Source organism: Microbacterium sp. WHRI 7836 (assembly GCF_040223885.2).
GTDB lineage: Bacteria > Actinomycetota > Actinomycetes > Actinomycetales > Microbacteriaceae > Microbacterium > Microbacterium oxydans.
On sequence record NZ_CP168171.1, the window covers coordinates 3,784,813 to 3,810,439 of the forward strand.

Consider the following 25,627-nt stretch of genomic DNA (forward strand, 5'->3'; position numbering starts at 1 on the left):
GATGACGGCGGGGTATCGATGATCGAGGTCTGGGCACCGAAGGCGAGCAGGGTGCGGCTGAGACGAACCTCTCGACACGGCAGCACGACGCAGACCGATCTCGATCCGGCGTCAGGCGGATGGTGGCGAGCCGGCGACGAGCTCGAAACCGGCGAGCGCTACGGATTCCTCCTCGACGACGATCCCGAGCTGCGGCCGGATCCGCGCTCTCGCCGACAGCCCGACGGTGTGCACGCGGCATCCGCGGCGTTCGACGTCGGCGACTTCGCCTGGAGCGATGCGGGATGGGCGGGACGGCAGCTCGCCGGAGGCCTGGTCTACGAACTGCACCTCGGCACGTTCACGCCGGAGGGGACGCTCGACGCCGCGATCACGCGCCTGCCTCACCTGGTGCAGCTGGGGGTGACGCACGTCGAGCTGCTTCCGGTCAACGCCTTCAACGGGCGCTGGAACTGGGGCTACGACGGAGTGCTCTGGTACGCGGTGCACGAGGCGTACGGGGGCCCTGCCGCGTACCAGCGGTTCGTGGATGCCGCGCACGGGCACGGGCTCGCCGTGGTGCAGGACGTGGTCTACAACCACCTCGGTCCGAGCGGCAACTACCTGCCCCTGTTCGGCCCCTACCTGCGCGAGGGCGAGAGCACGGCGTGGGGCGACTCGGTCAACCTCGACGAACCGGCCGTGCGCGACTACATCATCGACAACGCCCTGATGTGGTTGCAGGACTTCCATGTCGACGGGCTGCGTCTCGATGCGGTGCATGCTCTGCACGATCAGAGCCCTGTGCACATCCTCCGCGAACTCGCCGAACGCGTCGACGCGCTGTCGGTGCAGCTCGATCGTCCGCTCGCCCTGATCGCCGAGTCCGACCTCAACGATCCGACGCTCATCCTGCCCCGTGAGGCCGGTGGCTACGGCCTGACCGCGCAGTGGTCAGACGACTGGCACCACGCCGTCCATGTGGCCCTCACGGGGGAGACCGGCGGCTACTACGCCGACTTCGCCGCGGAGAATGGCCTGGCGAAGGTGACCGAGCACGGGTTCTTCCATGACGGCACGTTCTCGTCCTTCCGCGGACGTCCCCACGGCGCGCCGATCCCACCCGAAGTGCCGACGTGGCGACTCGTGACCTTCGCGCAGGACCACGATCAGGTGGGCAACCGCGCGGCAGGCGACCGCCTCTCCGCCACCCTCTCTCCGGATCGCCTGGCCGTCGCTGCGGTCCTGACCCTCACCGCCCCCGGCACTCCGATGCTCTTCATGGGCGAGGAGTGGGGTGCATCCACCCCCTGGCAGTTCTTCACCTCGCACCCCGAACCCGAGCTCGGCCGCGCCGTCGCCGAGGGGCGGACCGCCGAGTTCGCCCGCATGGGGTGGGATCCGGATGCGGTGCCCGACCCACAGGACCCCGACACGTTCGCCCGCTCCCACCTCGACTGGAGCGAGCTCGACGATCCGGAGCACGCGCGGATGCTCACCCTGTACCGCGACCTCGTGACGCTGCGAAGGGAGTGGCCCGCCCTCACCGACCCCGACTCCACGCACACCGCGGTGGAGGTCCGAGAGACCGACGGCACGCCCGAACGGCGGGTCTACCGCATCGACCGTGGAGACCTCTCCGTGGTGGTCAACCTCGCATCGACGTCGCAGGCGTTCGACGTGGGAGCCCGCACCAGGGTGCTGCTTTCCACGTCGGGGTTCCGTCGGGAGGACTCGCTCGTGACGCTGCCGCCCGACAGTGCAGCGATCGTGACCTCGCCCCTGGTCTGAGCCGCCACAGTTCGGCCACCACAGCGCGGCCACCGAGTGCGGCCACCGAGCGCGGTCACTGTGCGTGGTCACTGTGCGCGGTCAGTCCCGCGCAGCCCACCACTCGCGCAGTCGCTGCTCGGCGACGTCCGCACCGAGCACACCCTCGTCCAGGCGCAGGTCGAGCAGGAACCGATAGGCCTCACCGACCTCGCGGCCCGGTCCGATCCCGAGCACCTGCTGGATGCGGTTGCCGTCGAGCTCCGGGCGGATGGCGTCGAGCTCCTCCTGCTCGCGGAGCGCGGCGATGCGCGACTCGATGTCGTCGTACGCGCTCGCGAGACGGCCGGCCTTGCGCTTGTTCCGTGTGGTCACGTCGGCACGGGTGAGGATGTGCAGGCGTTCCAGCAGGTCGCCGGCGTCGCGCACGTAGCGGCGCACGGCTGCGTCCGTCCACGCCCCCTCGGCGTAGCCGAAGAAGCGCAGGTGCAGCTCGATGAGCGTGGCGACGGCGTTCGTGGTCTCGGTGTCGAAACGCAACGCCTGCAGCCGCTTGCGCGCCATCCGCGCACCCACGACGTCGTGGTGGTGGAACGTGACGACGCCCCCGGCCTCGAGCTTGCGCGTGCGCGGCTTGCCGATGTCGTGCAGCAGCGCAGCGATGCGCAGCGGCACATCCGGTACGGCTCCGGGATGACGGGAGTGCTCGAGCTCGATGGCCTGGGCGAGCACGGTCAGCGAGTGCTCGTAGACATCCTTGTGGTGGTGGTGCTCGTCGACTTCGAGGCGCAGCTCGGTCACTTCGGGGAGGAACTCGTCGATCAGCCCGGTGTCCACCAGCACGCGGATGCCGCGCACCGGGTCGTCGGTCTGCATGAGGCGCACCAGCTCGGACTGGACGCGCTCGGGGCTGACGATCTTCAGCGTCTCGCGCAGCTCGGTGATCGCCGCGGCCGTCGCCTCCTCGACCTGGAAGCCGAGCTGGGCGCTGAAGCGAGCGGCGCGCAGCATCCGGAGCGGGTCGTCGCCGAACGACACCCGAGGATCCGCCGGCGTGCGCAGGACGCCGGCGATGAGGTCTTCCACCCCGCCGGTCGGGTCGACGAGCTTCACGGACGGCACCTGCAGCGCCATGGCGTTCACGGTGAAGTCGCGGCGCACGAGGTCGCCGTCGATGGTGTCGCCGAACTCCACGGTGGGCTTGCGGGTCACGCCGTCGTAGCTGTCCGCGCGATAGGTCGTGATCTCGACCTGTTCACGCTGCACGCGCGCGCCGATCGTGCCGAACGCGCGACCGATGTCCCACTGCGCGGTGGAGATGGGCGTGACGATGGCCAGGATGTCGTCGGGGGACGCGTTCGTCGTGAAATCGAGATCGTGCGTGTCACGGCCGAGCAGGGCATCACGCACCGGACCGCCGACGACCGCGAGGTCGAAGCCCGCCTCCTCGAACGCCGTCGCGAGGGTGCGGACGACCGGATTCTCGGCGAGCGCACCGAGACGAGCGAGGCCGTCAGCCATGTTGAGCATGGGTTCCAGCGTACCGGGGCGAGCCGTCCGTGCCGGGGCTGCCAACCGCCCCGGCCAAAACCCAGACCAACCGCCCGCGCGCCGGCGCGCCGCCCCTCGACACGCCGCTCCCCGCACAGTTGGTCTCCGTTTCGGCCGGGCGACATCGTGAACGGAGTTCACCTTGCTGTCGCCAGGAGGTCAGCGCCCGGTCATCCCGCTTCGATGGGGTGGAGGCGCCCCGTGCGGCTGAGCACGGAAACCCCACCTCGAAGGACTGACATGACCTCCCCCACCCCTGCGGTGCGGTGGCGGCGCCGCGGACTGACATCCGTCGCGCTCCTCGCCCTGCTCGGCGGCGCCGTCGTCGCCCCCGCGGCCCTCGCCGCCCCCGACCCCGAAGTGCCGACGGGCTCGCTGATCACCGGCGACACCGCCTGGCACTACCTCGACGACGGATCCGACCCGTCTCCCGCACCCGCAGCGCTCCGCGACTGGACACTGCCCGCCTACGACGACAGCGCGTGGAAGACGGCTCCGGGCTCGTTCGGCGCCAAGGGCGGGAAGCTCGCCCCGGTCGGGCCTCAGACGCCCAAGACCCTGCTGAACCACTACCTCGATGGCACGGCGGCCCCGACCGTGCCGACCTACTTCTTCCGCACGACGTTCGAGCTGGAGGCCGGTGTCGCGGAGCAGGTCGCCGCCCTGCAGAGCACCGTCACCTACGACGACGCCCTCATCGTCTGGCTCAACGGCCAGGAGGTGGCCCGCTACGTCGACGGCAGGATCACCGACACCACCAACGTCGAGTACGCGGGCGATGGCAACGGCGACCCGCTCACGAGCACGTTCAGCGCCGAGGGAACCCTGCTGCACGACGGCACCAACACGATCGCGGTGTCGCTGTTCCAGGACCGCGCGACCAGCTCCGACATCTTCTTCGACATGTCCGCGTTGACCCTCGTGAAGGCCTCCGCACCGGGCACCCCCGTCGTCGCGCCGCCGACGCGCGTCATCCTCACCCCGACCGAACAGCCGGCCGTCTCGCAGTCGTTCTCCTGGCTCGCAGGCGACGCCTCGCACACGGTCGGACAGGTCGAGATCGCCCCGTCCGCCGGCGGAGAGACCCGCACGGTCGACGCGTACGACGCTGGTGTCGTGAACGGCAACCCGAACAAGCACTTCTCGGCGACGGTGACGGGTCTCACCGCTGCCATCGAGTACCGCTACCGCGTCGGCCTGCCCGGAAGCTGGAGCGACTGGTTCACCTTCCGCACCGCGGATCCGTCCGCGACCGACTTCCAGTTCATCTACTACGGCGACGCCCAGATCGGTCTGGACACCACGTGGCCGAGCGTCGTGAAGCAGGCCGAGGCGCAGGCTCCCCGCTCGATCGGCTCCGTGCACGCGGGTGACCTGATCAACACGTCGAGCAACGAGAACGAGTGGGTCAACTGGTTCAAGGGCATGAAGGATTCGGCCGTCCGTACGAACGTGATGGCCGCCCCCGGCAACCACGAGTACTCCGGCGACAAGCTGCTCACGGCGTGGAAGGCGGCGTTCGAGTACCCGCGCAACAACCCGTCGACCAGCTCCATCGGCGAACTGGCGAACCTGGCGAAGGGCGACTCCGAGGTCGCGCAGCAGTACCGCGCGTTCTTCGACCACTGGAGCTCGTTCGCCGCAGAGACCGCGTACTACACCGACTACCAGGGCGTGCGTTTCATCACCCTGAACGCCACTCGCGACACGACGTTCCTCACCCCGGCCGGCCTCCCGTCGTGCACGGGGGCGGAGTGCCCCTCGTCGCAGATCGGCACCCTGTGGACGCGCTTCCAGGGTGCATGGCTCGACCTGCTGCTGCAGAACAGCCCGTCGAAGTGGAACGTCGTCACGTTCCACCAGCCCGTGTTCTCGGCCTCGGCCGGGCGCGATGAGCCCATCCTCCGCGCCGAGTGGCTGCCGGTCTTCCAGCGCAACGACATCGACCTGGTTCTCATGGGACACGACCACACGTACGCCCGCGGATACGTGAACACCGACGCGACCGAGACCCCCGGCCTCACCACGGGCCCGGTCTACGTCGTCTCGAACTCGGGCGCGAAGCACTACGACCTGGAGACGCCGGAGAAGAACGTCTGGACCAACAACGGCGCCACCCAGGTGCTGCGCGGTCAGGGCGTGACGACCTACCAGGTGATCGACGTCTCGAAGAATCAGCTGGTCTACCGGTCGTACCTGGCCGAGAAGCAGCCGGACGCCACGACGGACCTCCCCGTCGGTGCCGTCTACGACACGTTCACGGTGACCAAGTCGGATGCGGGCGAGAAGTGGGTGACCGAGGCCGGCGTCACACCTCCGGTCACCCCCGAGCCCGAGGCTCCGGCGAAGGTCGAACTCGGCGCGGCATCCGTGCAGGCCGGTGGCACGGTCACGGTGACGGGCAGCGGCTTCGCAGAGGGCGCTCAGCTGCGGCTCGAGCTGCGTTCCGACCCGGTGCAGCTGGGCACGGCCACCGCCGATGCGGACGGCTCGTTCCAGCGCACGGTGACCGTCCCGGCGAACACTCCGGCCGGTGCGCACACGCTCGCCGTGATCCAGCCCGACGGCACCGAGGTCACTGCAGCTCTGAGCGTCACGGCCGCGTCCGGTGGCGGAGCGACGACACCGGGCAACGGCGGCTCCGCAGGTAACGGCGGTTCCGCGGGCAACGGCGGCTCCGCAGGCGGCGACCTCGCCACCACGGGAGCCGACAGCCTTCCCTACATCGCCGCTGCCGTCGTGCTCCTCGCGGCGGGCCTCGGCCTGTTCGCGATGCGCCGCCGTCGCCGGCACGCCACGGTAGACACGACCGAGGCGGAGTAGTCCGAGAGGGGCGTCGCCCGGGCCTCGAGCCCGGGCGGCGCCCCTCTCCCAGCCGCTGAAGCCGGCGAGAACCCAGATCCATGGGCTTGCACCCGGCGCGTCGCTCCGCGACACGCCCTGCGCTGCTCGGATCGTCTCCGTTTCCGCCCCAGCCGCCCCAGCCACCCAGCCCTCCCCGCCACGCGACAGCACCGCCGACTGAGATAACCTTCCACCGAGTCCCCGGTGAAGGAGAGCACGTGCCCGCGAACGATGTGATGGCCGACGAGACCGATCGGATCGTCGCCGCGGCTCTGCAGGTGAACGGCCGCGCGTCGTGGGGTGAGATCGCCCGCGTGGTCGACCTGCCCGAGCGCACGGTCGCCCGGCGAGGGCAACGGCTGCTCGACCGCGGACTGGTGCGGGTCTCCACATACGTCGATCCCGCCCGAGTGCTCCATGCCCGCGCAGTGCTCTTCCGCATCACGACGGAACCCCACGCGCTGTGGCAGGTCGCGCGCACCCTGGCCCGGCGCGCGGATGCCTCCTCGGTCTCGGTGCTCGAGGGCAGCAGCGACATCGCCGGGATGCTGCTCCCTCACGATGACGCCTCGATCCGCGAGCTGCTGTTCACCGACTTCCCCGAGCTCGAGGGCATCGACTCGATCAATGTCACGACGGTGCTGAAGTTCTTCCGGTCGGGGCACGACTGGCGTGCAGGGGTTCTCAGCGACGAGCAGGCCCGCATGCTCGACGAGTCCTCCGGCTCCGAGGTCGATCCCGCCGACTCCCTGAGTGAGGACGAGGAGGCCCTCATCCGACTGCTGCTCAAGGACGGGCGGATGCCGGTGGCTCAGCTCGCCCGCTCCCTGGGTCTGAACGTGACGACCACGCGGCGTCGCATGGAGTCCTTGAGCCGTCGAGGCCTCATGCATCCGCGCACCGAGGTCGTGCCGAGTCTGTTCGGACTGGGCCTCGAGGCGCTCGTGTGGCTTCGGGTGCCGATGGCGCGCCTCGAGAAGGTCGGCACGGCTCTGGCGGCCGCGCCCGAGGTCAAGTTCATCGCCGCCACCACGGGCACTTCACAGCTGCTCGCGAACGTGCTCGTGAAGGACGCCGATGAGTTCTACGACTTCCTCACGGGCCCGGCGGTGGCCGGTCACGAGGGCCTCGAAGTCGTGGAGTCGCTGGTGGTCATCACTCCGGTGCTGCGCGGATCGCTGATCGTCGATGAGGCACCCGAGGCGCTGGCCAACGATATGCCGACCGGCGCGATCCGCTTGTAGTCTGATTCTGTTACTGACATGTAACGAAATGGCGAGATCGTTCTTAACAGCTTGACCTAGTGGCGAAATAGAGCAAGTATCCTCTCCAGGGCCATCACCCCTGGAGAGGATCACCGTGTTCACGGCTACTGGAGACGATTGGGCGGATCGCGTCGCGACCCTGCCCCTGCGCACGCGCATGTTCATCGACGGCGTGTGGGAGGAGGGCTCGGCTGCACCCCTCATCCCGGTGAGCCCCCGTGACGGTCGTGCCCTTCCGCCGATCAGCACCGCATCCGTCGCCGACGTCGACCGCGCCGTCCGGTCGGCTCGCACGGCCTTCGACTCGGGCGCCTGGTCGCGCATCGCCCCCAGGGAGCGTGGCCAGCTGCTGATCGCCTTCGCGCAGAAGATCCACGACAACGCCGAAGAACTCGCCCTCACGATCTCCCTCGAGATGGGCAAGCCCGTGCGCGAGGCGCTGCAGACCGAGCTCCGCGCCGTCGTCAACTGCTTCCGCTGGTACGGCGAGGCGGCAGACAAGGTGCTCGACGAGCTGCCCGTCACCGCCCCGAACAGCCTCGCGCTCGTCACCCGCGAACCGGCCGGCGTCGTCGCGGCCGTCGTGCCATGGAACTTCCCCCTGACCATGACAGCCTGGAAGCTCGCCCCGGCACTCGCGGTCGGCAACAGCGTGGTGCTCAAGCCTGCGGAGCACACGACCTTCTCCGCACTCCGGTTGGCCGAGCTCGCCCACGAGGCCGGCATCCCCGCCGGTGTGCTCAACGTCACACCGGGCACCGGGCAGGTCGCCGGTCGCGCACTCGGCGAGCACCACGACGTCGACGTCGTCACCTTCACCGGCTCGCCCGAGGTCGGCCGCATGTTCCTCGGCTACTCGGCCGCGTCGAACGGCAAGCGCGTCTGGCCCGAGCTCGGCGGCAAGACCGCGAGCCTGGTGCTGCCGGACGCCGATCTCGAGCGTGCTGTCCGCGCCACCGCGGACGGCTGCTTCTACAACCAGGGCCAGATGTGCACGGCATCCTCTCGGCTGCTCGTACCGCGTTCCCAGCGCGACCGCGCCCTGGAGATCGCCGCCGAGGTCGCCCGCACGAGCCTTCCCGCCGACCCGTTCGACGTGTCCACCTCGATGGGGGCGATCGTGAGCGAGAAGCAGCTCGCGGGCATCGCGGGCTTCGTCGAGCGCGCCCAGGCCGAGGGCGCGGAGCTGGCCGCCGGCAGCGCCGAGCGATTCCAGGCCGTCGACGGCGGCAGCTACTTCGCCCCCGTCGTGCTCGGCGTCACGCCCGCGCACGAGGTGGCCCGGCGCGAGGTCTTCGGACCCGTGCTCTCGGTCATCGCCTACGACGACGTGGAAGACGCGCTCGCCATCGCCAACGGCACCGAGTACGGCCTCGCCGCGGCGCTCTGGAGCAACGATCTGAACGCCGTCCACACCCTCTCTCGGCGGCTCCGGGCTGGCGTGGTCTGGGTCAACTGCTTCGAGGAGGGCGACATGACGATCCCCTTCGGCGGCGTCAAGGGGTCGGGCTTCGGACGGGACAAGAGCCTGCACGCCCTCGAGAAGTTCACCGACCTGAAGACCACGTGGATCGAGCTCTCGTGACCCGCCCGTTCATCGGCATCACCACCTGGCGCCGTTCCATCGACACCGACCTGGGCAGCGGTCGCCCGGCGCACACCCTCGGCACCGAGTACGCCTCTCCCGTCGAGGCGGCCGGCGGTGCGGTCGTGCTGCTGCCTCCCACGGCGGGGGTCGACGAGGTGCTCGACCGCCTCGACGGGCTCGTGCTCTCCGGCGGCGAGGACGTGCACCCCTCCCGCTACGGTGCCGAGCCGCAGGAGGGGAAGAACTACGACCCCTCCCGCGACGGCTATGAGATCGCGCTCGCACTCGGTGCTCGGCGCCGGGGGATCCCCGTCCTGGCGATCTGCCGCGGGCTCCAGGTGAGCAACATCGCCTTCGGGGGCACACTCCTCGTCGACATCCCGGCCACCGAGCACCACGAGCCGGTGCGCGGCGCCGACCAGCAGCTCGCGGCGCGGCACCCGGTCCTCCTCGCCGAGGACAGTCGCCTCGCCTCGCTCTACGGCACCCGACAGCGGACCGTGAACACCATCCACCACCAGTCGATCGACGCCCCCGCACCCGGCCTCCGCCCGGTCGCCTGGGCACCGGACGGGATCGTCGAAGCAGTGGAGGCCGACGGCGACTGGCCGTTCTGGGCTGTGCAGTGGCACCCCGAGAAGATGATCGCCCCCGATGAGGCCGCAGAGGAGATGCCGCTGTTCGCGGCGTTCGTCTCGGCCGCCCGTGAAAGAGCAGCGGAACACCCCGCGGCAGAGAAAGGAACACGATGACCAAGCAGGTCTTCCTCGAGTACGAGAACGGCGTCCGCGCCGTCGCCACCCTGTTCGAGGACCTCGCCCCTCGCACGTGCGAGGCCATGTGGGGTGCGCTGGAGAAGCCGGTCACCATGCAGGCGATGCACGCCATGTACGCGGGCCCCGAGGTCATGGTCGGCCTTCCCGAGGAGGCGCAGAACTTCGACCCCGAGAAGGTACCGTTCGAGAACCAGCAGGTCGTGCCGGCGCCGGGTGACCTGCAGTGGTACTGGCAGCGTCCCATGCAGATGGGCGGCCTGCCGTTCGAGTGGTACGAGATCGGCGTCTTCTACGATCGTGGTGCCCGTACTCTCGGCCCGCTCGGATGGACACCCGTCAACATCTGGGGCGGCATCACCGAAGGACTCGCCGAGTTCGCCAAGGAGAGCGCGGCCATCCGCATCGACGGAGCGAAGCAGCTCACCATCGGACGCCTGGTCTAAGGCTTTCACTCAGTGCTGGACCCATCCCGAAGGAGCAGTGCATGAATACCCGAAGAATCCTCACCGCCGGAGCGCTCGTCGCCACCGGTGCCCTCGTCCTCGCCGGATGCTCGACCGGTGACGACACCGCAGCGTCAGGCGGCGACAAGGAGTTCGCCGGCGAGACGATCGTGGTCACGTCGTTCGGCGGCGACTGGGAGAAGGCCTTCATCGAGGCCGTCGTCGATCCCTTCGAGGAGGAGACCGACGCCAAGGTCGAGCTGATCACGCTGTACAGCGCCGACGCCCTCGCGCAGGTCACCGCCCAGAAGGCGAGCCCGCAGATCGATGTCGTGCACTTCTCCGGCGGGCAGGAATTCACCGCTGCGGAGCAGGGGCTCATCGCCCCGATCGCCGCGGATGACCTCTCCGAGACCGGCGACCTGATCGACCTGGCGACCGCCGGGCTCGAGCGCGGTGAAGGCCCGGTCATCCAGCTCGCACCGATCGGACTCGTCTACAACACCGAGGCCGACGCTCCTGCGCCCACCTCGTGGCTCGACCTGTTCGACGAGGCCTACGCCGGTCACGTCGCACTCACGGACTTCTCGAACACGTACGGCGTGCTCTCGATGCTCCGTGTCGCGGACGCCCTCGGCGGCGGGATCGACGACACCTCGCAGGCGATCACCGACCTGGGTGCGCTGGCGTCGTCGGGTGACGCGATCGTCGTCCCGACCTCGCCCGATCTGCAGACCGCGTTCGCACAGCGCGACACGTGGCTCGCACCGTACGCGATGGACTACGCCGGCACGCTGCAGGACGCGGGCCTTCCGGTGGAGTTCATCGTCCCGGAAGAGGGCGTCACCGCCTCTCTCATCACGGCGAACGTGGTCGAAGGCCGGGACAACCCCGACCTCGCGAAGCTCTTCATCGATTTCGAACTGCGCCCCGAAGCGCAGGCCGTCTTCGCGGAGAACATGCGGTACTCGCCGGTCAACACCAAGACCGAGCTCTCCGACGAAGCCGCTGACGACGTGCTGACGGGCGACGAGCTCGAGACGGTCGTCGTCTACGCTCCCGGCGACGTCGCGGCTTCGCGACCGGCCTGGACCGATGAGTGGAATGCGCTGATCACCAAATGAGTGTGCGAACCCGTAGGGAGCCCTGGCTCCTGCTCCTGCCGGCGATCGTGCTGCTCGCGCTCGCCTTCGTCACCCCGGTGGCCGGCATGCTCCTCATGAGCGTGCAGTCGTCGGCAGGCGGGTTCACCCTCGACAACTTCACCCGGTTGTTCACGAGTGAATATCACCTCCAGGCGGCGCTCCGTTCGCTCCGCCTGGGGGTGATCCAGACGGTGATCACGCTGATCATCGCCATCCCGCTGTCCTACGTCATGGCACGCGCCGGCTCGAAGGTGCGCTCCTTCCTGCTGATCGTCGTCATCCTGCCCCTCATGACCAGCGTCGTGGTCCGCACGTTCGGCTGGGTGGTCCTGATGGGCCCGTCAGGGCTGCTGATGAAGATCCCCGGGGCCGAGTTCCTCGTGGGGGGCACACAGGGCTTCCTCGGCACCGAGACCGGCGTCGTGATCGCGATGGTCCAGGTGCTCCTGCCGTTCGCGGTGCTCAGCATCCTCGGCGTGATCTCGGGTATCCGCCCGCAGCTCGAAGAAGCCGCACGCACCCTCGGCGCCGGGTTCTGGCGCACGCTGTGGCACGTCGTCCTCCCCCTCGCGATCCCCGGCATCGTGGCCGGCGCCTCGCTCGTGTTCGTCCTCTCGGTGAGCTCGTTCATCACCCCGCGCTTCATCGGCGGAGCGCAGATCCCGGTGTTCGCCCAGACGATCTACATCGATGCGACCACCAACCTCGACTGGTCGTTCGCGGCCGCGCAGGCCGTGCTGCTGTTCGCCGGGGTCATGCTCGTGCTCGCGGCCACGTCCCGACTCGGGAAGCAGAAGGTGTGACCATGGTCCGTTCCGTTCCGATCCTCGGCAGGGTCCTCGCCATCATCCTCGGCGTCGTCGTGACGCTCTACATGCTCGTGCCGCTCATGGTGGTCGCCGGTGCCTCCATCGGAGAGAACCGCTTCCTGACATTCCCCGGTCAGGGCTTCACCCTCGACTGGTACGTCGAGGCGCTCACCTCCGACACCTACCTCGAGCCGTTCCGATTGAGCCTGCTGGTCGGCGTCACGGTCGCGATCGTCGCCGCCTCCATCGGCACCGCGGCTGCGCTCGCGCTCACGCGCTTCAAGGTTCCCGGCGGTGCCGCCATCCAGGGTCTGCTGATGTCGCCGCTGACGATCCCCACGATCATCCTCGCGATCGGGGCGCTGTCCATCTCGTCCCTCACGATCGGGGCGCCGAACGTGGGTGTGCTGATCGCGATCCATGTGGTGATCGCCATCCCCTACGTCATGCGCACCGTGACCGGGGTGATGACCCGCGCCGACCACTTCACGGAAGAGGCGGCGCGCACCCTCGGCGCCAGCACCTGGAATCGCTATCGCCTGGTCGTGCTCCCCATCGCCCGTCCCGGTATCGCGGCCGGCGCCTTCTTCGCCTTCAACATCTCGTTCGACGATGCGGTCATCGCCCTCTTCCTGCGCACCCCGCAGCTGGAGACGCTGCCCATCGCCATCTACGGCCAGCTGGAGTTCAGCACGTCGCCCACCGTGGCGGCCGTCTCGACCCTGATGGTCCTGCTCACCGTCGTCCTCATGATCGTGCTCGAACGCATCATCGGCCTGGGAAGGTTGTTCGTCTGATGACAACACTCACCATCACCTCACTCACCAAGGACTTCAAGGGGACCTCGGTGCTCAAGGGCATCGATCTCTCCATGCAGTCCGGAGAGTTCGTTTCCCTGCTCGGCCCCTCGGGGTGCGGGAAGACGACGCTGCTGCGTTGCATCGCGGGCCTCGAGTCGCCGACGAGCGGCACGATCGAGATCGCGGGGCAGGATGTGACCAAGCTCCCGCCCGAGAAGCGGCACCTCGGCATGATGTTCCAGAGCTATGCGCTCTTCCCGCACATGAGCGTCGCCGAGAACGTGCGCTTCGGCCTGCGGATGTCCGGCGAGAAGTCGAAGGCCGAGCAGAAGGAGCTCGCCGTGCGGGCGCTGGAGCGCGTGCAGATGGGCCACCTCGCCGATCGGATGCCTGCGCGGCTCTCGGGCGGACAGCAGCAGCGCGTGGCTCTGGCCCGTGCCATCGCGTTCGAGCCCCGCGTACTGCTGCTCGACGAGCCGCTGTCGAACCTCGACGCCCGTCTGCGTGAGGACATGCAGGTCGAGCTGAAGGAACTGCACCGCACGCTCGGGCTCACGACCGTGTTCGTCACGCACGACCAGGAGGAGGCGATGAGCCTCTCCGACCGCATCGTGCTCATGAACGCGGGCGTGATCGAGCAGGAGGGCGCACCCGCCGAGCTCTACGGTGCTCCCCGCACCCCCTTCGCCGCGGACTTCATCGGCGCGGCGAACCTGCTTCCGGCGACCCGTTCCGGAGCGGTGGCCACCCTCGACGGCACCACGATCCAGGTGCCGATGGCCGGCGCCGGTCCCGATGGAGCGGGAGAAGTGGTGCTCCGCCAGGAGGACCTGCGCCTCTCCCCCGTCGTGGGTGCGGATGCCCCGGTGAGCGTCGAGGTCGTCGCGCACGTCTACCGCGGCGCCGACATCGTCTACATCGTGGAGCTTGCGGGTAAGCGGATGCGCGTCGTCCGCCCGCGGCACGAGGAGCCGATCCCTGAGGGTAGGGCCGGTCTGGGCTGGCGCGACGGCGCCGTGCTCTGGATCGCCGCCGCCTAGTCCTCCCTACGGCAACCGTCCCGCGGTCGTAGGATCGCGACATGGCCGAAGAAGAGTCCCCCTCCCCCGATGCTCCCCGCGATGCTTCCCGCCGGGGATTCTTCAAGGTCGGCGGAGCAGCTCTCGCGGGCGCGGTCGTCGGCGGCGTGGGTGGGGCAGCGATCGGCGCGTCGATCGCCGGCAATGCACGTGACGGCTTCGCGGCCGACGCCGACCCCTTCGCCGCCCTCACTCCGCGCAGCGAGCCGGGGTTCGACCATCTCGTGGTCGTGATGGGCGAGAACCGCTCGTTCGACAACCTGCTCGGCTACCTCTACTCGAAGCAGACCCTGCCGCAGGGTGAGACGTTCGAGGGGCTCGACTTCGGCTCGTACAGCAACACCTCGTCCGATGGCACGGTCGTCGATGCACACGTGTACACCGGTGACACCGACCGGATCATGAGCCTCCCCGACCCGGATCCGGGCGAGGAGTATCCGCACGTCAACACGCAGATCTTCGGCACGGTCGACCCGAAGACCAACGCCGACCTCTTCGTCGACGAGATGACCGCCCCCTTCAACGCCCCAACCCACGGCGAGAAGGCGACGATGTCGGGGTTTCTCGAGGACTACATCATCAACTTCCGGCGACTACGCAAGGGCGTCGACCCAAAGCCCGAAGAGGCGGCGCACATCATGGGCTCGTTCTCGCCCGAGATGCTGCCCGTCCTGTCCACGCTTGCCGCGGAGTTCGCGGTGTTCGACCACTGGTATGCCGGAGTGCCATCGCAGACGTTCTGCAACCGCTCGTTCTTCCACGCCTCCACGTCTCACGGCTTCGTGACCAATCAGGCCGGCGGCGGCTACCGGAAATGGCTGGATGCACCGGCCGCGCCGACGGTGTTCAACCGGCTCGAGGACGAGAAGGTGAGCTGGAAGATCTACATCGACAAGCTCCAGCTCGTCTCGTTCACGGGGATGCTGCATGCCGCGGTGCTGGAGAAGTACTGGCGTACCGACCATTTCGGCACGATGGAGGACTTCTACGCCGAGGCGAAGGCCGGCACCCTCCCCGCCTACGCCTTCATCGAGCCGCGGATGGTCTACGACCACAACGACTTCCATCCGCCCTTCGGGTCGCCGCGTGAGAGCGAGGTCGACGGCGAGCCCGTGTTCGACAGCGCGATCTCGGATGTGCGGGCGGGCGACAGGCTCATCCACGACATCTACGAGGCGGTGCGCACGAGTGCCTCGCCGAAGGGGTCGAACGCCGTCAACACTCTGCTGCTCATCACGTTCGACGAGCACGGCGGCTGCTACGACCACGTGCCGCCGCCCGCCGTGACGAAGCCCACCCCCGATACCGGGCCGGGCGAGATGGGCTTCACGTTCGATCGACTGGGCTGCCGTGTCCCGGCCATCGCGGTGTCGGCCTACACGAAGCGGGGCAGCATCATCCACGACGAGATGCATCACGGCTCGGTGACCGCCACCCTCTCGCGCCTGCACGGACTCAAGCCGCTCAACGACCGCGACGCGTCGGCGAACACGCTCCTGAACGTCGTGAATCTCGACAAACCCCGGCACCCGTCCGACTGGCCGGTGACCACGCCCGCGTACACGGCTCCGAATCCGGAGGACACGGCACCCCAGCCCGGTGAGAAGGATCAGCTGAAGCCGCTCACTCCGCCCGCACGCGGACTGCTCGGCCTGCTCCTCGCGCGCTACGGGAAACCTGGTGAGCCGGAACCGGAGACCTTCGCCGACGCCTACAAGCTCCTCCACGAGCACGGCGAAGAGCTGTTCGGACCGCCCGAGGGCAGTTGACCACGAAAGCGGGCGCCGCGTTACTTCCGGCCGGCGCGACGGCGGGCGACGACCAGAAGAGTCGCCCCGAGCAGGATCACCGCGGCACCACCTGCCGCCCAGGCGAACGTCTCGGCACCGAGGCCGGTCGCCGGAAGGCGACCACTGCCGTTGCTGTTCGAGCTCCCGGTCGACGGCTCGGGTGACGGCGACGGTGACGGTGGGACGACGGCCGCGGCGAGGGTGAAGTCCTGTCCTTCGACGGACTCGCCGACATCGGAGATCATGACGCTGCGGGTTCCCGCCCCGACGATCGTGGTGCCCTCGGGCGCGCGCACGATCAGCTCATAGTTGCCCGGAGGGAGGCTGCCGAGACTGTAGGTGCCGTCGGCACCCGTCGTGAGCTGTGCCGAGACGGGACCGGAGACATCGATCACCACACCTCCGACGGGTTCACCGCCGTCGGTGCGCACCGTGCCGTCGAGCGCCCCCAGCCGGGCGAGGTCGAAGTCCACGCCTGTGACGTCCATCTCCGCGACCGGTGCTGTGCGGCTGAGCGGAGATGTCGCGGCGTAGCCATCGGGCGTCGTCATCGTGACCGTGTAGTTGCCGGCCGGAAGGCGGGGGAACGTGTAGCCTCCATCCGCGCCTGTCACCGTGGTGAGGGTGCCGCCCCCTTGCTGCACGGCCGTGACTGTGACGCCTGGCACACCGCCGCCGTTCCATCGGACGACCCCGCTCAGGCTCGGGTTCGCCTCGAGGACGAAGTCGGTGAGTGTGATCAGATCCTCGTTGTCCGCCGGGACCACGAAGCCCGGCGGCGCCGTGTCGACGGCGTACCCGGCTGGAACGGCGATGGTCACCTCCTGCAGCCCATCGAGGACCATGTCGAACAAATATCTGCCGTCGGCGTCGGTGGTCCTGGTCTGTGCGTCGATCGTCACGACGACGCCGGCGATGGGGTTTCCCTCCGTGTCCACCACGCGCCCGGTGACGGGGGACGGCACGATGTCGCGCACCGTGAAGTCGACATCTTCCGCATTGCCGCTGCTGAGGTTCACCGACGTCGTCGTCTCACCGACCGCGATCTTGCCCTGCGGTGCCGTCACACTCACCCGGTAGCCGTCCGTGGCGATGAACCCGGGGAACGAGTAGGTGCCGTCCGGCGCGGTGGTCGTCCTGCCCACGATCGTGCCGTTGCCGTCGGTGAGTGCGAGGGCGACACCGCCCAGCGCCCCGGTGTCCACGTCGACGACCGATCCTCGGATGTCATTCGCAGCCGAGACGAACCACGTCTGGTAGACGGGAAGACCGGATCGCCGGGTGAAGATGAAGCTGAGGGAGCGGATCGGAGTCGACGGCTCGAACCACGCCGCGGATCCGTTGGTGTCGGCAGCTGCCGCGTTCCCGGTGAGGGTGAGGGTCGCGGCATCCCATGTCGGCACGTCGCCGACCGCGCCGGTGCACGCGGGCTTTCCCACGACCCCGGGAGCGCAGTAGTTGAAGAGGTCCCTGAGGCCGATCTCCGCCGCTGTGAGCACGTGCCCGTCAGGAGCGACCGCATGGATCCGCACGCTGTCGGAGTCGATGTCACCCAACGCGAAGGCCCAGCCCGACGTCGGGGTCGGCGCGGCGAACGAATAGGTCGTCGTCGACGGGCTCGTGGCGTTGTCGGCCCTGGGCCGCAAGTTCAGGTACGGCTGATCCCTGCTGGATCCGTACTCGGCTCCGATGGGGGTCCCTTCGGCCAGCCACGTGGATGCACCGGTGATCACGCCGACCTGGCCTGCGCGCGAATCGCTGGTCATGGTGGCGGTGAGTGCAGGGTGGGGTGCCACCTGGACTGTTGTCGTGAAGGCACCTCCAGTGCCCGCGAGCGGTTGCCAAGTGGCCCATGACGTGGTGGCGGCAACAGCGGGGATGGCGCCGACGAGCACGGCGACGAGCCCGATGACTCCGGCGATGATCCCCCTACGACGCAGACGCATGCGGTCAGAGTACTGGTATACCGGATCGTCGAGAAGGGAATTCTCCGCGATCACACGTCGGGGATGAGCCTCTTGCCCAGGTCGACCGTGTCATCGATCTCGTAGCCGAGCCTGCGGTAGAAGTCGACCACCTGCGCGTTGCCGGAACGCACCTGCAGGTTCACCTTCGGGCATCCCAGGTCGCGCAGACGGGCCTCGACGTGGGCCACGAGCTCCCTGCCCACTCCGAGTCCTCGCGCGTCGAGCTGCGTGGCGAGGTAGTTCATCCACCCGCGATGCCCGTCGTAGCCCGCCATGACCGAGCCGAGGATGCGCCCCGTCTCGTCCTCCGCCACGACGAACAGCTCGGGCTGCACCGTCAGCTTCCGGGCGATGTCCTTCCGAGGATCGTTCCACGGCCGCGTGAGCCCCGCCGCCTCCCACAGGGCGATGACGGCATCGGTGTCTTCAGGGTGGAAGGGTCGGATGCGCACTGGTCCAGCCTCCCAGATCCGCCCTGCCGCGAGCGTCAATCCTCTCGGGAGAAGGTGATGTGCGTGACGCCCGATTCTGCGACCTCCGAGGTGACGCGGTAACCGGACTCGAGTCCGCGCAAGTCGTCCCAGAGTCGGATTCCGCTGCCGATGAGGATCGGGGTGATGCCGACGTGCAGGTCGTCGACCAGCCCCGCGCGCAGATACTCGCGCACGGTCGTGGGTCCTCCACCGATCCGCACGTCCGCTCCGGCGGCCGCCTCGACCGCTTTCTGCAGCGCCTCCTCGGGAGAAGCAGAGAGGAAGTGGAAGCTCGTGCCGTTGGCGAACTCGATCGAAGGCCGCGGGGTGTGGGTCAGCACGAACACCGGGGCGTGGAACGGCGGCTCCTCGCCCCACCAGCCGCGCCAGTCCGGGTCGTGCGGGTTGGCGTGGAGCCCGAACATCCCGGCGCCCATGATCTCGGCGCCGATGTTCTCGAAGTAGTGCGCGGCGTACTTCTCGTCGACGCCTGTCGTTCCCGTCCCGCTGGTGTCGAGGAAGACACGCTCGTGGAACGTGCGCGTGGCCGTGTACGCCGCCGTCAGCCGGCCCCAGTCCTCACCGAAGGGGTTCTCGGGGGTCTGGTCCGTCGTCGTGGCGAAGCCGTCGAGCGAGATGTTGAGATCGACGCGAACACGGGTCATGGTCTGCCTCCGAAGGCATGAAGGGAGGCTGCGTCGATCGGCGCAGCCTCCCCAGCGTCGGTGCTCCAACGCTCCGTGTCAAGCAACTCGTGTCAAGAGCGGCGATCCCGCTCAGACCGGATCGCCCTGGACGGGACCCTCCGTGTTCGGCTTCCACCCGAGCGCCGGAGCCACATGCTTCGCGAACGACTCCAGCACGTGCAGGTTGTACTCGGGTCCGAGCTGGTTCGGGATGGTCAGCATCAGCGTGTCGGCCGCCATCACCGCCTCGTCCTGTCGGAGCTGCTCGATCAGCACGTCGGGTTCTGCCGCGTAGGTCTTGCCGAACGTGGAACGGAATCCGTCGATGATGCCGATCTGATCGGCGTTCTCCTCGCTGCGAAGTCCGAAGTAGGCGCGGTCCATGTCGGACACCAGGGGGAACACGCTGCGGCTGACGGAGACGCGCGGCGTGCCCGTGTGCCCTGCTTCCTTGTAGGCCGAGCGGAAGAGGTCGATCTGCTCGCGCTGCAACTCGTGGAAAGGCTGCCCTGTGGCCTCGGTCACCAGGGTCGAACTCATCATGTTGAGTCCCTTGCGGCCGGTCTCGATCGCCGTCGGACGCGAACCTGATCCCCACCAGATGTGGTCGCGCAGGGTCGGGGATTGCGGCTCGATCGCGAGGTAGCGGCCGGCACCCACCATGCGGGGATCTCCGGGGGCGATGCCTTCGCCGTCGATCGCACGGAGGAACAGGTCGAACTTCTCCCGAGCGATCACGCTGCCCCGCTCGGTGTCCTCCTCGTCGACGTATCCGAAGGTCTCATAGCCGCGCAGAGCCGTCTCGGGTGAACCGCGGCTCACGCCCAGGGCGATGCGGCCGTCGGAGATCAGGTCGAGGGCGGCGGCCTCCTCGGCGAACTGGAACGGGTTCTCGTAGCGCATGTCGATCACGCCCGTCCCGACCTCGATGCGCTTCGTGCGCGCGGCCATGGCGCTCAGCAGGGGCATCGGCGAGGCGGCCTGACGCGCCCAGTGGTGCACGCGCACGTAGGCGCCGTTCACACCGATCTCGTCTGCGCCCTCGGCGATCTCGATGGTCTGCTTCAGCATGTCGCCCGCGGTGCGGGTGGCTGAGCCGGGCACGTCTGCATAGTGCCCGAAGGAGAGGAATCCGAAAGCCTTCATGATCTATTCCAACGCATGTATCCCTCAGCTATTCCCCCGGTACGAGGATGCCGTCCAGCACGAGCGATCTGATGCGGGGCTCGAGTTCGGCCCACAGGTCTGCGAGGGGAACCTCGAAGAGGTCGGCCAGGGCCGAGACGATCTGCACCACGGTGAGGTCGCCGTCGCAGGCCCCGACGAACCCGGCGAGCGCAGGGTCCACGTTCACGGTGCGCGCGAAACCGCCACCCTGTCGCAGTTCGATGACGCTGGGGTCGTCGTTGCCCGGCAGCAGGTGGCGGGCCTCGGTGACATCGGGCGCCGTCAGCAGTGTCGAGGGGATCCCCTCGGCGAGCGCGTCATGCGCGACAAGCCCGGTTCCGAGCGCGGCACCGACGTTCGACACCTGCTGGGAGAGCCGCTCCGTGCGCCGGAGTGGAGGGGACGACAGACCTCGACGCATCAGCACGTAGCCGAAGCCGATCGAGGTCACGCCGCGGGCGGCGAAATCATCGAGCCAGGCGGTCAGCAACGGAGTGAATGCCGGGTCACGCGGGGTGGTGCCCCCGTCGCGGATCCACAGCTCGGCATACCCCAACGGCGACAGCTCCTCCCGTTCGACGACCCAGAGGTCGAGCTCGCTCGGCACCCAGGCCTCCAGACGGGCGAGACCGGTGACCCCTGCCCGCGACTCCCAGTTGCCGAGCAGCTGCGCGATTCCGTTCCGCGTCAGATGCGCCGGAGCGCTCCGCACGAACTGCTCGACGAGGGCATCGCCCACCAGTCCGCCGTCGCGGTACTCATACGCGGGGACGCCCTCCACCCGCGGTGTGATGACGAACGGCGGATTGGAGACGATCAGATCGAACGCTTCGCCCGCGACGGGGTCGAACATGCTGCCGTGACGGAACTCGATGTTGGTCACCCCGTTGACCCGCGCGTTGAGCTCGGCGAACGCCAGTGCCCTGACCGAGATGTCGGTCGCGACCACCGTGCCGGCACGACGGGCGACGAGGAGCGCCTGGATCCCGCACCCGGTGCCGAGGTCGAGAGCGCGATCGACCTGGATGGGCACGATCGTCTCGGCGAGGGTGCGCGAGGCTCCACCGACGCCGAGCACATGATCGGCGGGGAGAGGGCCGTCGAGGGCGACCTCGTCGAGGTCGCTGGCGATCCACCACTCGCCGACACCCTCGGCATCCACGAAGGACTGCGGACGCAACAGGGCCGTCGGGGTCACCGTCTCGGCATCCGCGGTGGCGAGTCCGAGCGCCTGGAGTCCGTCCACTCCGAGGTTCGGCAGCGCGGCGGCGACCGCCGCACGCGGCTGACTCATGCCGAGTACCAGCAGACGGCCGAGGGTGGCCAGGACTCCGGAGTCCTCGGCGATGGCCCGCAGGATCGGCTCGCGCATCCCCCTGGCGAGGGCGTCGTCCGCCTCCTCGCCCCACAGGCGACGGAGAGGTGCGGACCGGAAGTCGGCGGCATCGAGATCAGCGGCCAGCGCGGAGGTGCGAAGAGGGTCTGGGTGAGGTGCGGGGGTGTCGGACACGGCCGTCACTCTACGCGTCTTCAGGGTTCTCCTTCCCTGTGCCTCCTAGAATCAGGAGGTCAGTACTCACGAGCAGCCCCGTTCCGGGCGTTCGAGGAAGACCCTCATGACCGCCATCACCCCCGAGCACGGCCTCCGTGCGCGCCTGCGAAGGCTCGCAGGCAGGACCGCCGTCCTCGCTATCGTGCTGGGCGCCTGCGCGGCCGTCGCACCGAGCACGGCCGTCGCCGCCGGCGGGTCCGCTTCCGACGAGGAAGCGAGCGTCGCCTTCCATGTCTCCGCAGGTCTGCGCGGCCTCGTCGCCCCCGGCTCCTCCACCACGGCGATGCTCACGGTGCAGAACGAGACGGAATCGAAGCTGTCGAGCGGTCAGGTGCAGGTGGAGCTCAGCAGAACTCCCCTGACGGACGAAGCCTCCGTCACGAACTGGCTCGATGAGGGCGAGGCACCGGGCGATTTCGACACGATCGGCTCAGACACGACGGCCGCGCTCGATGCCGGTGCCTCCGGCATGACCACGGTCTTCGTCCCTGCCGAGACCCTCGGCGCCCTCGCCCCCGGTGTCTACCCGCTGCGGGCGGAGCTCACGGGTGCCAAGACGGTGAACACACCTGAGGATCGTACGGCGACGGTCGAGGCCACGGCGACCAGCGTGCTCGTCGTCGCCGATTCCCAGACCGCTCAGGTCGGCGTGATGGTTCCGCTCACGGCGACCCCCGACAACGGCGTGCTGTTGAGCGCGGAGGAACTCAGTACTCTCACCGGACCCGAGGGGGCCCTGACCGCTCAGCTCGACGGTGTGGCCGGCACCACTGCGGTGCTCGCCGTCGATCCCGCCATTCTCGCCGCGATCCGCGCTCTCGGTTCCGCGGCTCCGGAGACCGCCCGGGAGTGGCTCGACCGACTCGAAGCTCTGCCGAACACGCGGTTCGCGCTGCAGTTCGGCGATGCGGATGCGACGGCGCAAGCGCAGGCGGGTCTACCCGCTCTGCTGCAGCCGACGACGTTGGCGACGTTCCTGAACCCCGCCGACTTTCCGCAGACGTCTGCCACGTCGTCGCCGACGGCGGACTCGACCGCGACACCGGGCCCGACGCCCAGCCCGACCGGCACTCCTCAGCTGCCCGACGACGCGGAGCTCACGGCGATCGATGGCGCGCTCCCTCAGATCCTGTGGCCGGACGACGAGCTGCGAGAAGAGGATCTCGACACCTTCGCGAGCTACCTGGGTGAGGGGACGAGCACCATCGTCTCCTCCGCAGCGCTGGGCGGACAGAGCGCCGCGCACGCCACCGTCGGCGGGCACGACCTCCTGGTCACCGACAGCGGCCTGTCGCAGACTCTTTCCCAGGTCGCCGCGGAGGCCGACTCCGTCGATCGTCAACGGCTCTTAGCCGAAGCCGCCGCGCTCCTGACACTGGCTGAGAGCCGCGTCGCGGGTGCCCCGTTGCTGATCGGGCTCGACCGCGACGAGAACCGCAATGCGGACGCGCTGCGCGACGCGATCTCGACGGCCGATTCGATCGGATTCGAACTCTCGGCACTGCGCGCCACCCCGCCCGCATCGGCCGCGCTCACATCGGAAGCCGATCCCGCGCGTGCGGCAGCGGTGACGACCCTCCTGGCCGACGAAGGAACGCTCACCGCCTTCTCGTCGATCCTCGCTGACCCGCAGGTACTGCTGAGCCCTGAACGCATCAGGATCCTCCGGACGCTGTCCGTCGGATCGTCGGCGAAGGCTTTCGCGAAGAAGGTCGAGGAGCACCAGAAGCGCACCTCGGAGACGCTCGCCGCCGTGAGCATCCCCCCGTCGAGCACGATCCAACTGCTCACCGCCAACGCTGATCTGCCGATCGCCGTGCGCAACGACCTGCCGTGGCCGGTGACGGTGCAGTTGTTCGTCTCCCCCACCGACCCTCGACTCGAGGTGAAGCCGGTGACGGAGACGGTCGTCGAGGCGAACTCCACCAAGCGCGTCAAGGTCCCGGTGTCCGCACGGGTCGGCAGCGGCGAGGTCGACCTGCGCCTCAGCCTCTACAGCCCCACCGGCGTGCAGATCCAGGATCAGCAGAAGATCAGGGTGGCTGTACGAGCGGAGTGGGAGACCATCGGCCTCATCGTCTTCGGGGGCCTCGCCGCACTCCTCATCGTGCTCGGCGTGATCCGCACCGTCCGACGCAAGCGCCGCGAGGCCGCCGAGGAGGCGGCTGTGGAAGCAGAGATCGAGTCATTGGAAGAGGACGCCGTGAACGCCCGACCGGATGGGACACCGAGCAACGGCACGTCATCGGCCCACGACACGTCCTCGACCCCGGATACGAATGAGTAGCCTCGGCCGGGCGAGCGCCATCATCGGCGCCGGCACCCTCGTCTCACGCGTCACCGGGCTCCTGCGCAGCATCGTCCTCGTCGGTGTGCTCGGATCTGTCGCATCCGAAGCGGCCGACGCGTTCACCTACGCGAACCAGCTTCCGAACAGCGTGTTCTCCCTGATTTCCGTGGGGATCCTCACGGCCGTGATCGTCCCGCAGATCGTCAAGGCGACGGCGGACGCCGACGGCGGCAACGCCTTCATCTCCAAGTTGTTCACCCTGGGCACGGTCGTTCTGGTCGTGGTGACGGGACTCGCGACGGCAGCAGCTCCATGGCTGGTGCATCTGGTCGCCGGCAAGGCGAACGAGTCCACTCTCGCCCTCGCCACGGCACTCGCCTACTGGTGCCTGCCGCAGATCCTCCTCTACGGCCTCTACGCCATGTTGGGCGAGGCACTCAACGCACGAAAGATCTTCGGTCCGTTCACCTGGGCTCCTGTCGTCAACAACATCGTGTCCATCGCAGGCTTCCTCGCGCTCGGAGCACTGTTCGGTCCCGTGTCCACGAAGGCCTCCGACTGGACGCCGGAGATGATCACCCTGCTCGGCGCCACTGCCACCCTCGGCATCGCGCTCCAGGCGGTCGTCCTCCTCGTCTTCTGGCGTCGCACCGGCCTCGCGCTGAAACCCGACTTCCACTGGCGGGGGGTGGGGCTCGGCAACGTCGGTCGCCTGGCGGGCTGGACGTTCCTCATGGCCTTCGCGAGCCTCTCCGCCGGGGTTCTTCAGGGGTACATCGTCAGTGAGGTGGCCGGTCTCGGCGCCTCCGCCACGGTGACAGCGAACGCCTGGCTGATCTTCATGCTGCCGTACTCGGTGATCGTGCTGTCGATCGGGACTCCGTACTTCACCCAGATCAGCGGCCACGCCGCCGCCGGACGCGATGATGAGGTCCGGGCCGACATCGCACGAAGCATTCGAACCCTGTTGTTCTTCATCGTGGCAGCGGCCGCCGCCGTCGCCGCTGCCGCCATCCCCGCATCCCGTGTATTCACTGACTCCGCCGACGACGCTCAGGCGGCTGCTCTGGTGCTCATCGCCTACCTCGTCGGACTCATCCCCCTCACGATCCTCTTCATCGTGCAGCGAACCTTCTACGCCTACGACGACACCCGGACCCCGTTCTGGTTCACGATCATCCAGTGCGTCCTCATCGTCGTCACCGCTCTCGTCGCCCTCGGCATGCGAGAGGCGGGGATCATCCCTCTGACGTCGCTCGCCGCTGCGGTCGCGCTCGGACAGTCGATCGCGAGCATCCTGCAGACGATCCTCGCCACCTGGTTGCTGCATCGAAAGATCGGTGGCCTTCAGGTGGCTTCCTGGATGTCGGCCATCGGCCGGTTCGCGATCGCCGGCATCCCGGCGGGGCTGGCCGGCTGGGGAGCATTCGTCCTGCTCGGCGGTACCTCAGGATGGATGATGGTCGACAAGATCCAGGGCGCCGTAGGTACCGCGATCATCGGCCTCGTCGTGGTGGTCGTCTACGTCGCGATCCTCGCCGTGATGCGCGCCCCCGAGCTCAAGGCCGGCACTGCTCTCGTCCGCCGGTTCCTCCCCGGGCGCTGATCCACCCACCCAGCCCGCTCCGCGGCCTGCGCCCCACACTGCGCAGG

Annotated in this window: 19 protein-coding genes; 13 read left to right on the plus strand and 6 right to left on the minus strand. The window is 68.6% G+C overall.

The window, feature by feature from the left end; translation table 11 throughout:
- Positions 1–18: 18 nt before the first annotated feature.
- A complete protein-coding gene (gene treZ, locus ABRP18_RS18215) occupies positions 19–1,770 on the plus strand; it encodes a malto-oligosyltrehalose trehalohydrolase (protein ID WP_349885195.1) in 1,752 nt (583 codons plus the stop codon).
- A gap of 81 nt (positions 1,771–1,851) precedes the next feature.
- On the opposite strand, the gene ABRP18_RS18220 is transcribed toward treZ, so the two are convergent.
- Complete coding sequence (locus ABRP18_RS18220; protein WP_113680724.1) at positions 1,852–3,279, minus strand: CCA tRNA nucleotidyltransferase; 1,428 nt, start codon at positions 3,277–3,279, stop codon at positions 1,852–1,854.
- A 261-nt stretch (positions 3,280–3,540) separates the two neighbouring features.
- On the opposite strand from ABRP18_RS18220, the gene ABRP18_RS18225 reads away from it, so the two are divergent.
- The 10 genes from ABRP18_RS18225 (at position 3,541) to ABRP18_RS18270 (ending at position 15,818) form a co-directional block, all read left to right on the plus strand.
- Positions 3,541–6,123, plus strand: coding sequence for a fibronectin type III domain-containing protein (locus tag ABRP18_RS18225; RefSeq protein ID WP_349885196.1), 2,583 nt, complete (start codon positions 3,541–3,543; stop codon positions 6,121–6,123).
- A gap of 239 nt (positions 6,124–6,362) precedes the next feature.
- Entirely contained in the window at positions 6,363–7,388 is a 1,026-nt protein-coding gene (locus tag ABRP18_RS18230; protein ID WP_046748496.1) for an Lrp/AsnC family transcriptional regulator, read from the plus strand.
- Positions 7,389–7,503: 115 nt separating this feature from the next.
- Complete coding sequence (locus ABRP18_RS18235; RefSeq protein WP_349885197.1) at positions 7,504–8,994, plus strand: aldehyde dehydrogenase family protein; 1,491 nt, start codon at positions 7,504–7,506, stop codon at positions 8,992–8,994.
- On the plus strand, positions 8,991–9,749 hold the full coding sequence (locus ABRP18_RS18240) for a gamma-glutamyl-gamma-aminobutyrate hydrolase family protein (protein ID WP_058630969.1): 759 nt from the start codon (positions 8,991–8,993) through the stop codon (positions 9,747–9,749). Before ABRP18_RS18235 ends, ABRP18_RS18240 begins: the two co-directional genes overlap by 4 nt.
- On the plus strand, positions 9,746–10,216 hold the full coding sequence (locus ABRP18_RS18245) for a DUF3830 family protein (RefSeq protein WP_017829890.1): 471 nt from the start codon (positions 9,746–9,748) through the stop codon (positions 10,214–10,216). Before ABRP18_RS18240 ends, ABRP18_RS18245 begins: the two co-directional genes overlap by 4 nt.
- 41 nt (positions 10,217–10,257) lie before the next feature.
- Positions 10,258–11,340 carry an extracellular solute-binding protein gene (locus ABRP18_RS18250; protein WP_349885198.1) on the plus strand — a complete coding sequence of 361 codons (1,083 nt, stop codon included), beginning with the start codon at positions 10,258–10,260 and terminating at the stop codon, positions 11,338–11,340.
- Positions 11,337–12,164, plus strand: coding sequence for an ABC transporter permease (locus ABRP18_RS18255; RefSeq protein WP_046748493.1), 828 nt, complete (start codon positions 11,337–11,339; stop codon positions 12,162–12,164). The genes ABRP18_RS18250 and ABRP18_RS18255 overlap by 4 nt, the downstream gene beginning before the upstream one ends.
- Before the next feature lie 2 nt (positions 12,165–12,166).
- Positions 12,167–12,967: an ABC transporter permease gene (locus tag ABRP18_RS18260; RefSeq protein WP_218867878.1), complete on the plus strand. Its 801-nt coding sequence runs from the start codon at positions 12,167–12,169 to the stop codon at positions 12,965–12,967.
- Positions 12,967–14,010 (plus strand): ABC transporter ATP-binding protein, encoded by a 1,044-nt coding sequence (locus ABRP18_RS18265; protein WP_349885199.1) that lies wholly within the window; start codon positions 12,967–12,969, stop codon positions 14,008–14,010. The genes ABRP18_RS18260 and ABRP18_RS18265 overlap by 1 nt, the downstream gene beginning before the upstream one ends.
- Positions 14,011–14,051: 41 nt before the next feature.
- Positions 14,052–15,818, plus strand: a complete 1,767-nt coding sequence (locus ABRP18_RS18270) for an alkaline phosphatase family protein (protein WP_349885200.1) — start codon at positions 14,052–14,054, stop codon at positions 15,816–15,818.
- 20 nt (positions 15,819–15,838) lie between these two features.
- On the opposite strand, the gene ABRP18_RS18275 is transcribed toward ABRP18_RS18270, so the two are convergent.
- From ABRP18_RS18275 to ABRP18_RS18295, 5 genes are all read right to left on the minus strand, one after another.
- A complete protein-coding gene (locus tag ABRP18_RS18275) occupies positions 15,839–17,785 on the minus strand; it encodes a carboxypeptidase regulatory-like domain-containing protein (RefSeq protein WP_349885201.1) in 1,947 nt (648 codons plus the stop codon).
- A gap of 50 nt (positions 17,786–17,835) precedes the next feature.
- Positions 17,836–18,258, minus strand: coding sequence for a GNAT family acetyltransferase (locus ABRP18_RS18280; RefSeq protein ID WP_349885202.1), 423 nt, complete (start codon positions 18,256–18,258; stop codon positions 17,836–17,838).
- Positions 18,259–18,293: 35 nt separating this feature from the next.
- Positions 18,294–18,944, minus strand: coding sequence for a dihydrofolate reductase family protein (locus tag ABRP18_RS18285; protein ID WP_349885203.1), 651 nt, complete (start codon positions 18,942–18,944; stop codon positions 18,294–18,296).
- A gap of 111 nt (positions 18,945–19,055) precedes the next feature.
- Positions 19,056–20,111: an LLM class flavin-dependent oxidoreductase gene (locus ABRP18_RS18290; protein WP_046747955.1), complete on the minus strand. Its 1,056-nt coding sequence runs from the start codon at positions 20,109–20,111 to the stop codon at positions 19,056–19,058.
- 28 nt (positions 20,112–20,139) lie between these two features.
- Complete coding sequence (locus tag ABRP18_RS18295; RefSeq protein ID WP_349885204.1) at positions 20,140–21,651, minus strand: methyltransferase; 1,512 nt, start codon at positions 21,649–21,651, stop codon at positions 20,140–20,142.
- Between the two features lie 97 nt (positions 21,652–21,748).
- Here ABRP18_RS18295 and ABRP18_RS18300 point away from each other — a divergent pair, with 97 nt between their 5' ends.
- Both ABRP18_RS18300 and murJ read left to right on the plus strand, forming a co-directional pair.
- Positions 21,749–23,971: a DUF6049 family protein gene (locus ABRP18_RS18300; protein WP_349885205.1), complete on the plus strand. Its 2,223-nt coding sequence runs from the start codon at positions 21,749–21,751 to the stop codon at positions 23,969–23,971.
- Complete coding sequence (murJ, locus tag ABRP18_RS18305) at positions 23,964–25,580, plus strand: murein biosynthesis integral membrane protein MurJ (protein WP_046747957.1); 1,617 nt, start codon at positions 23,964–23,966, stop codon at positions 25,578–25,580. Before ABRP18_RS18300 ends, murJ begins: the two co-directional genes overlap by 8 nt.
- The last annotated feature ends 47 nt before the right edge of the window (positions 25,581–25,627 follow it).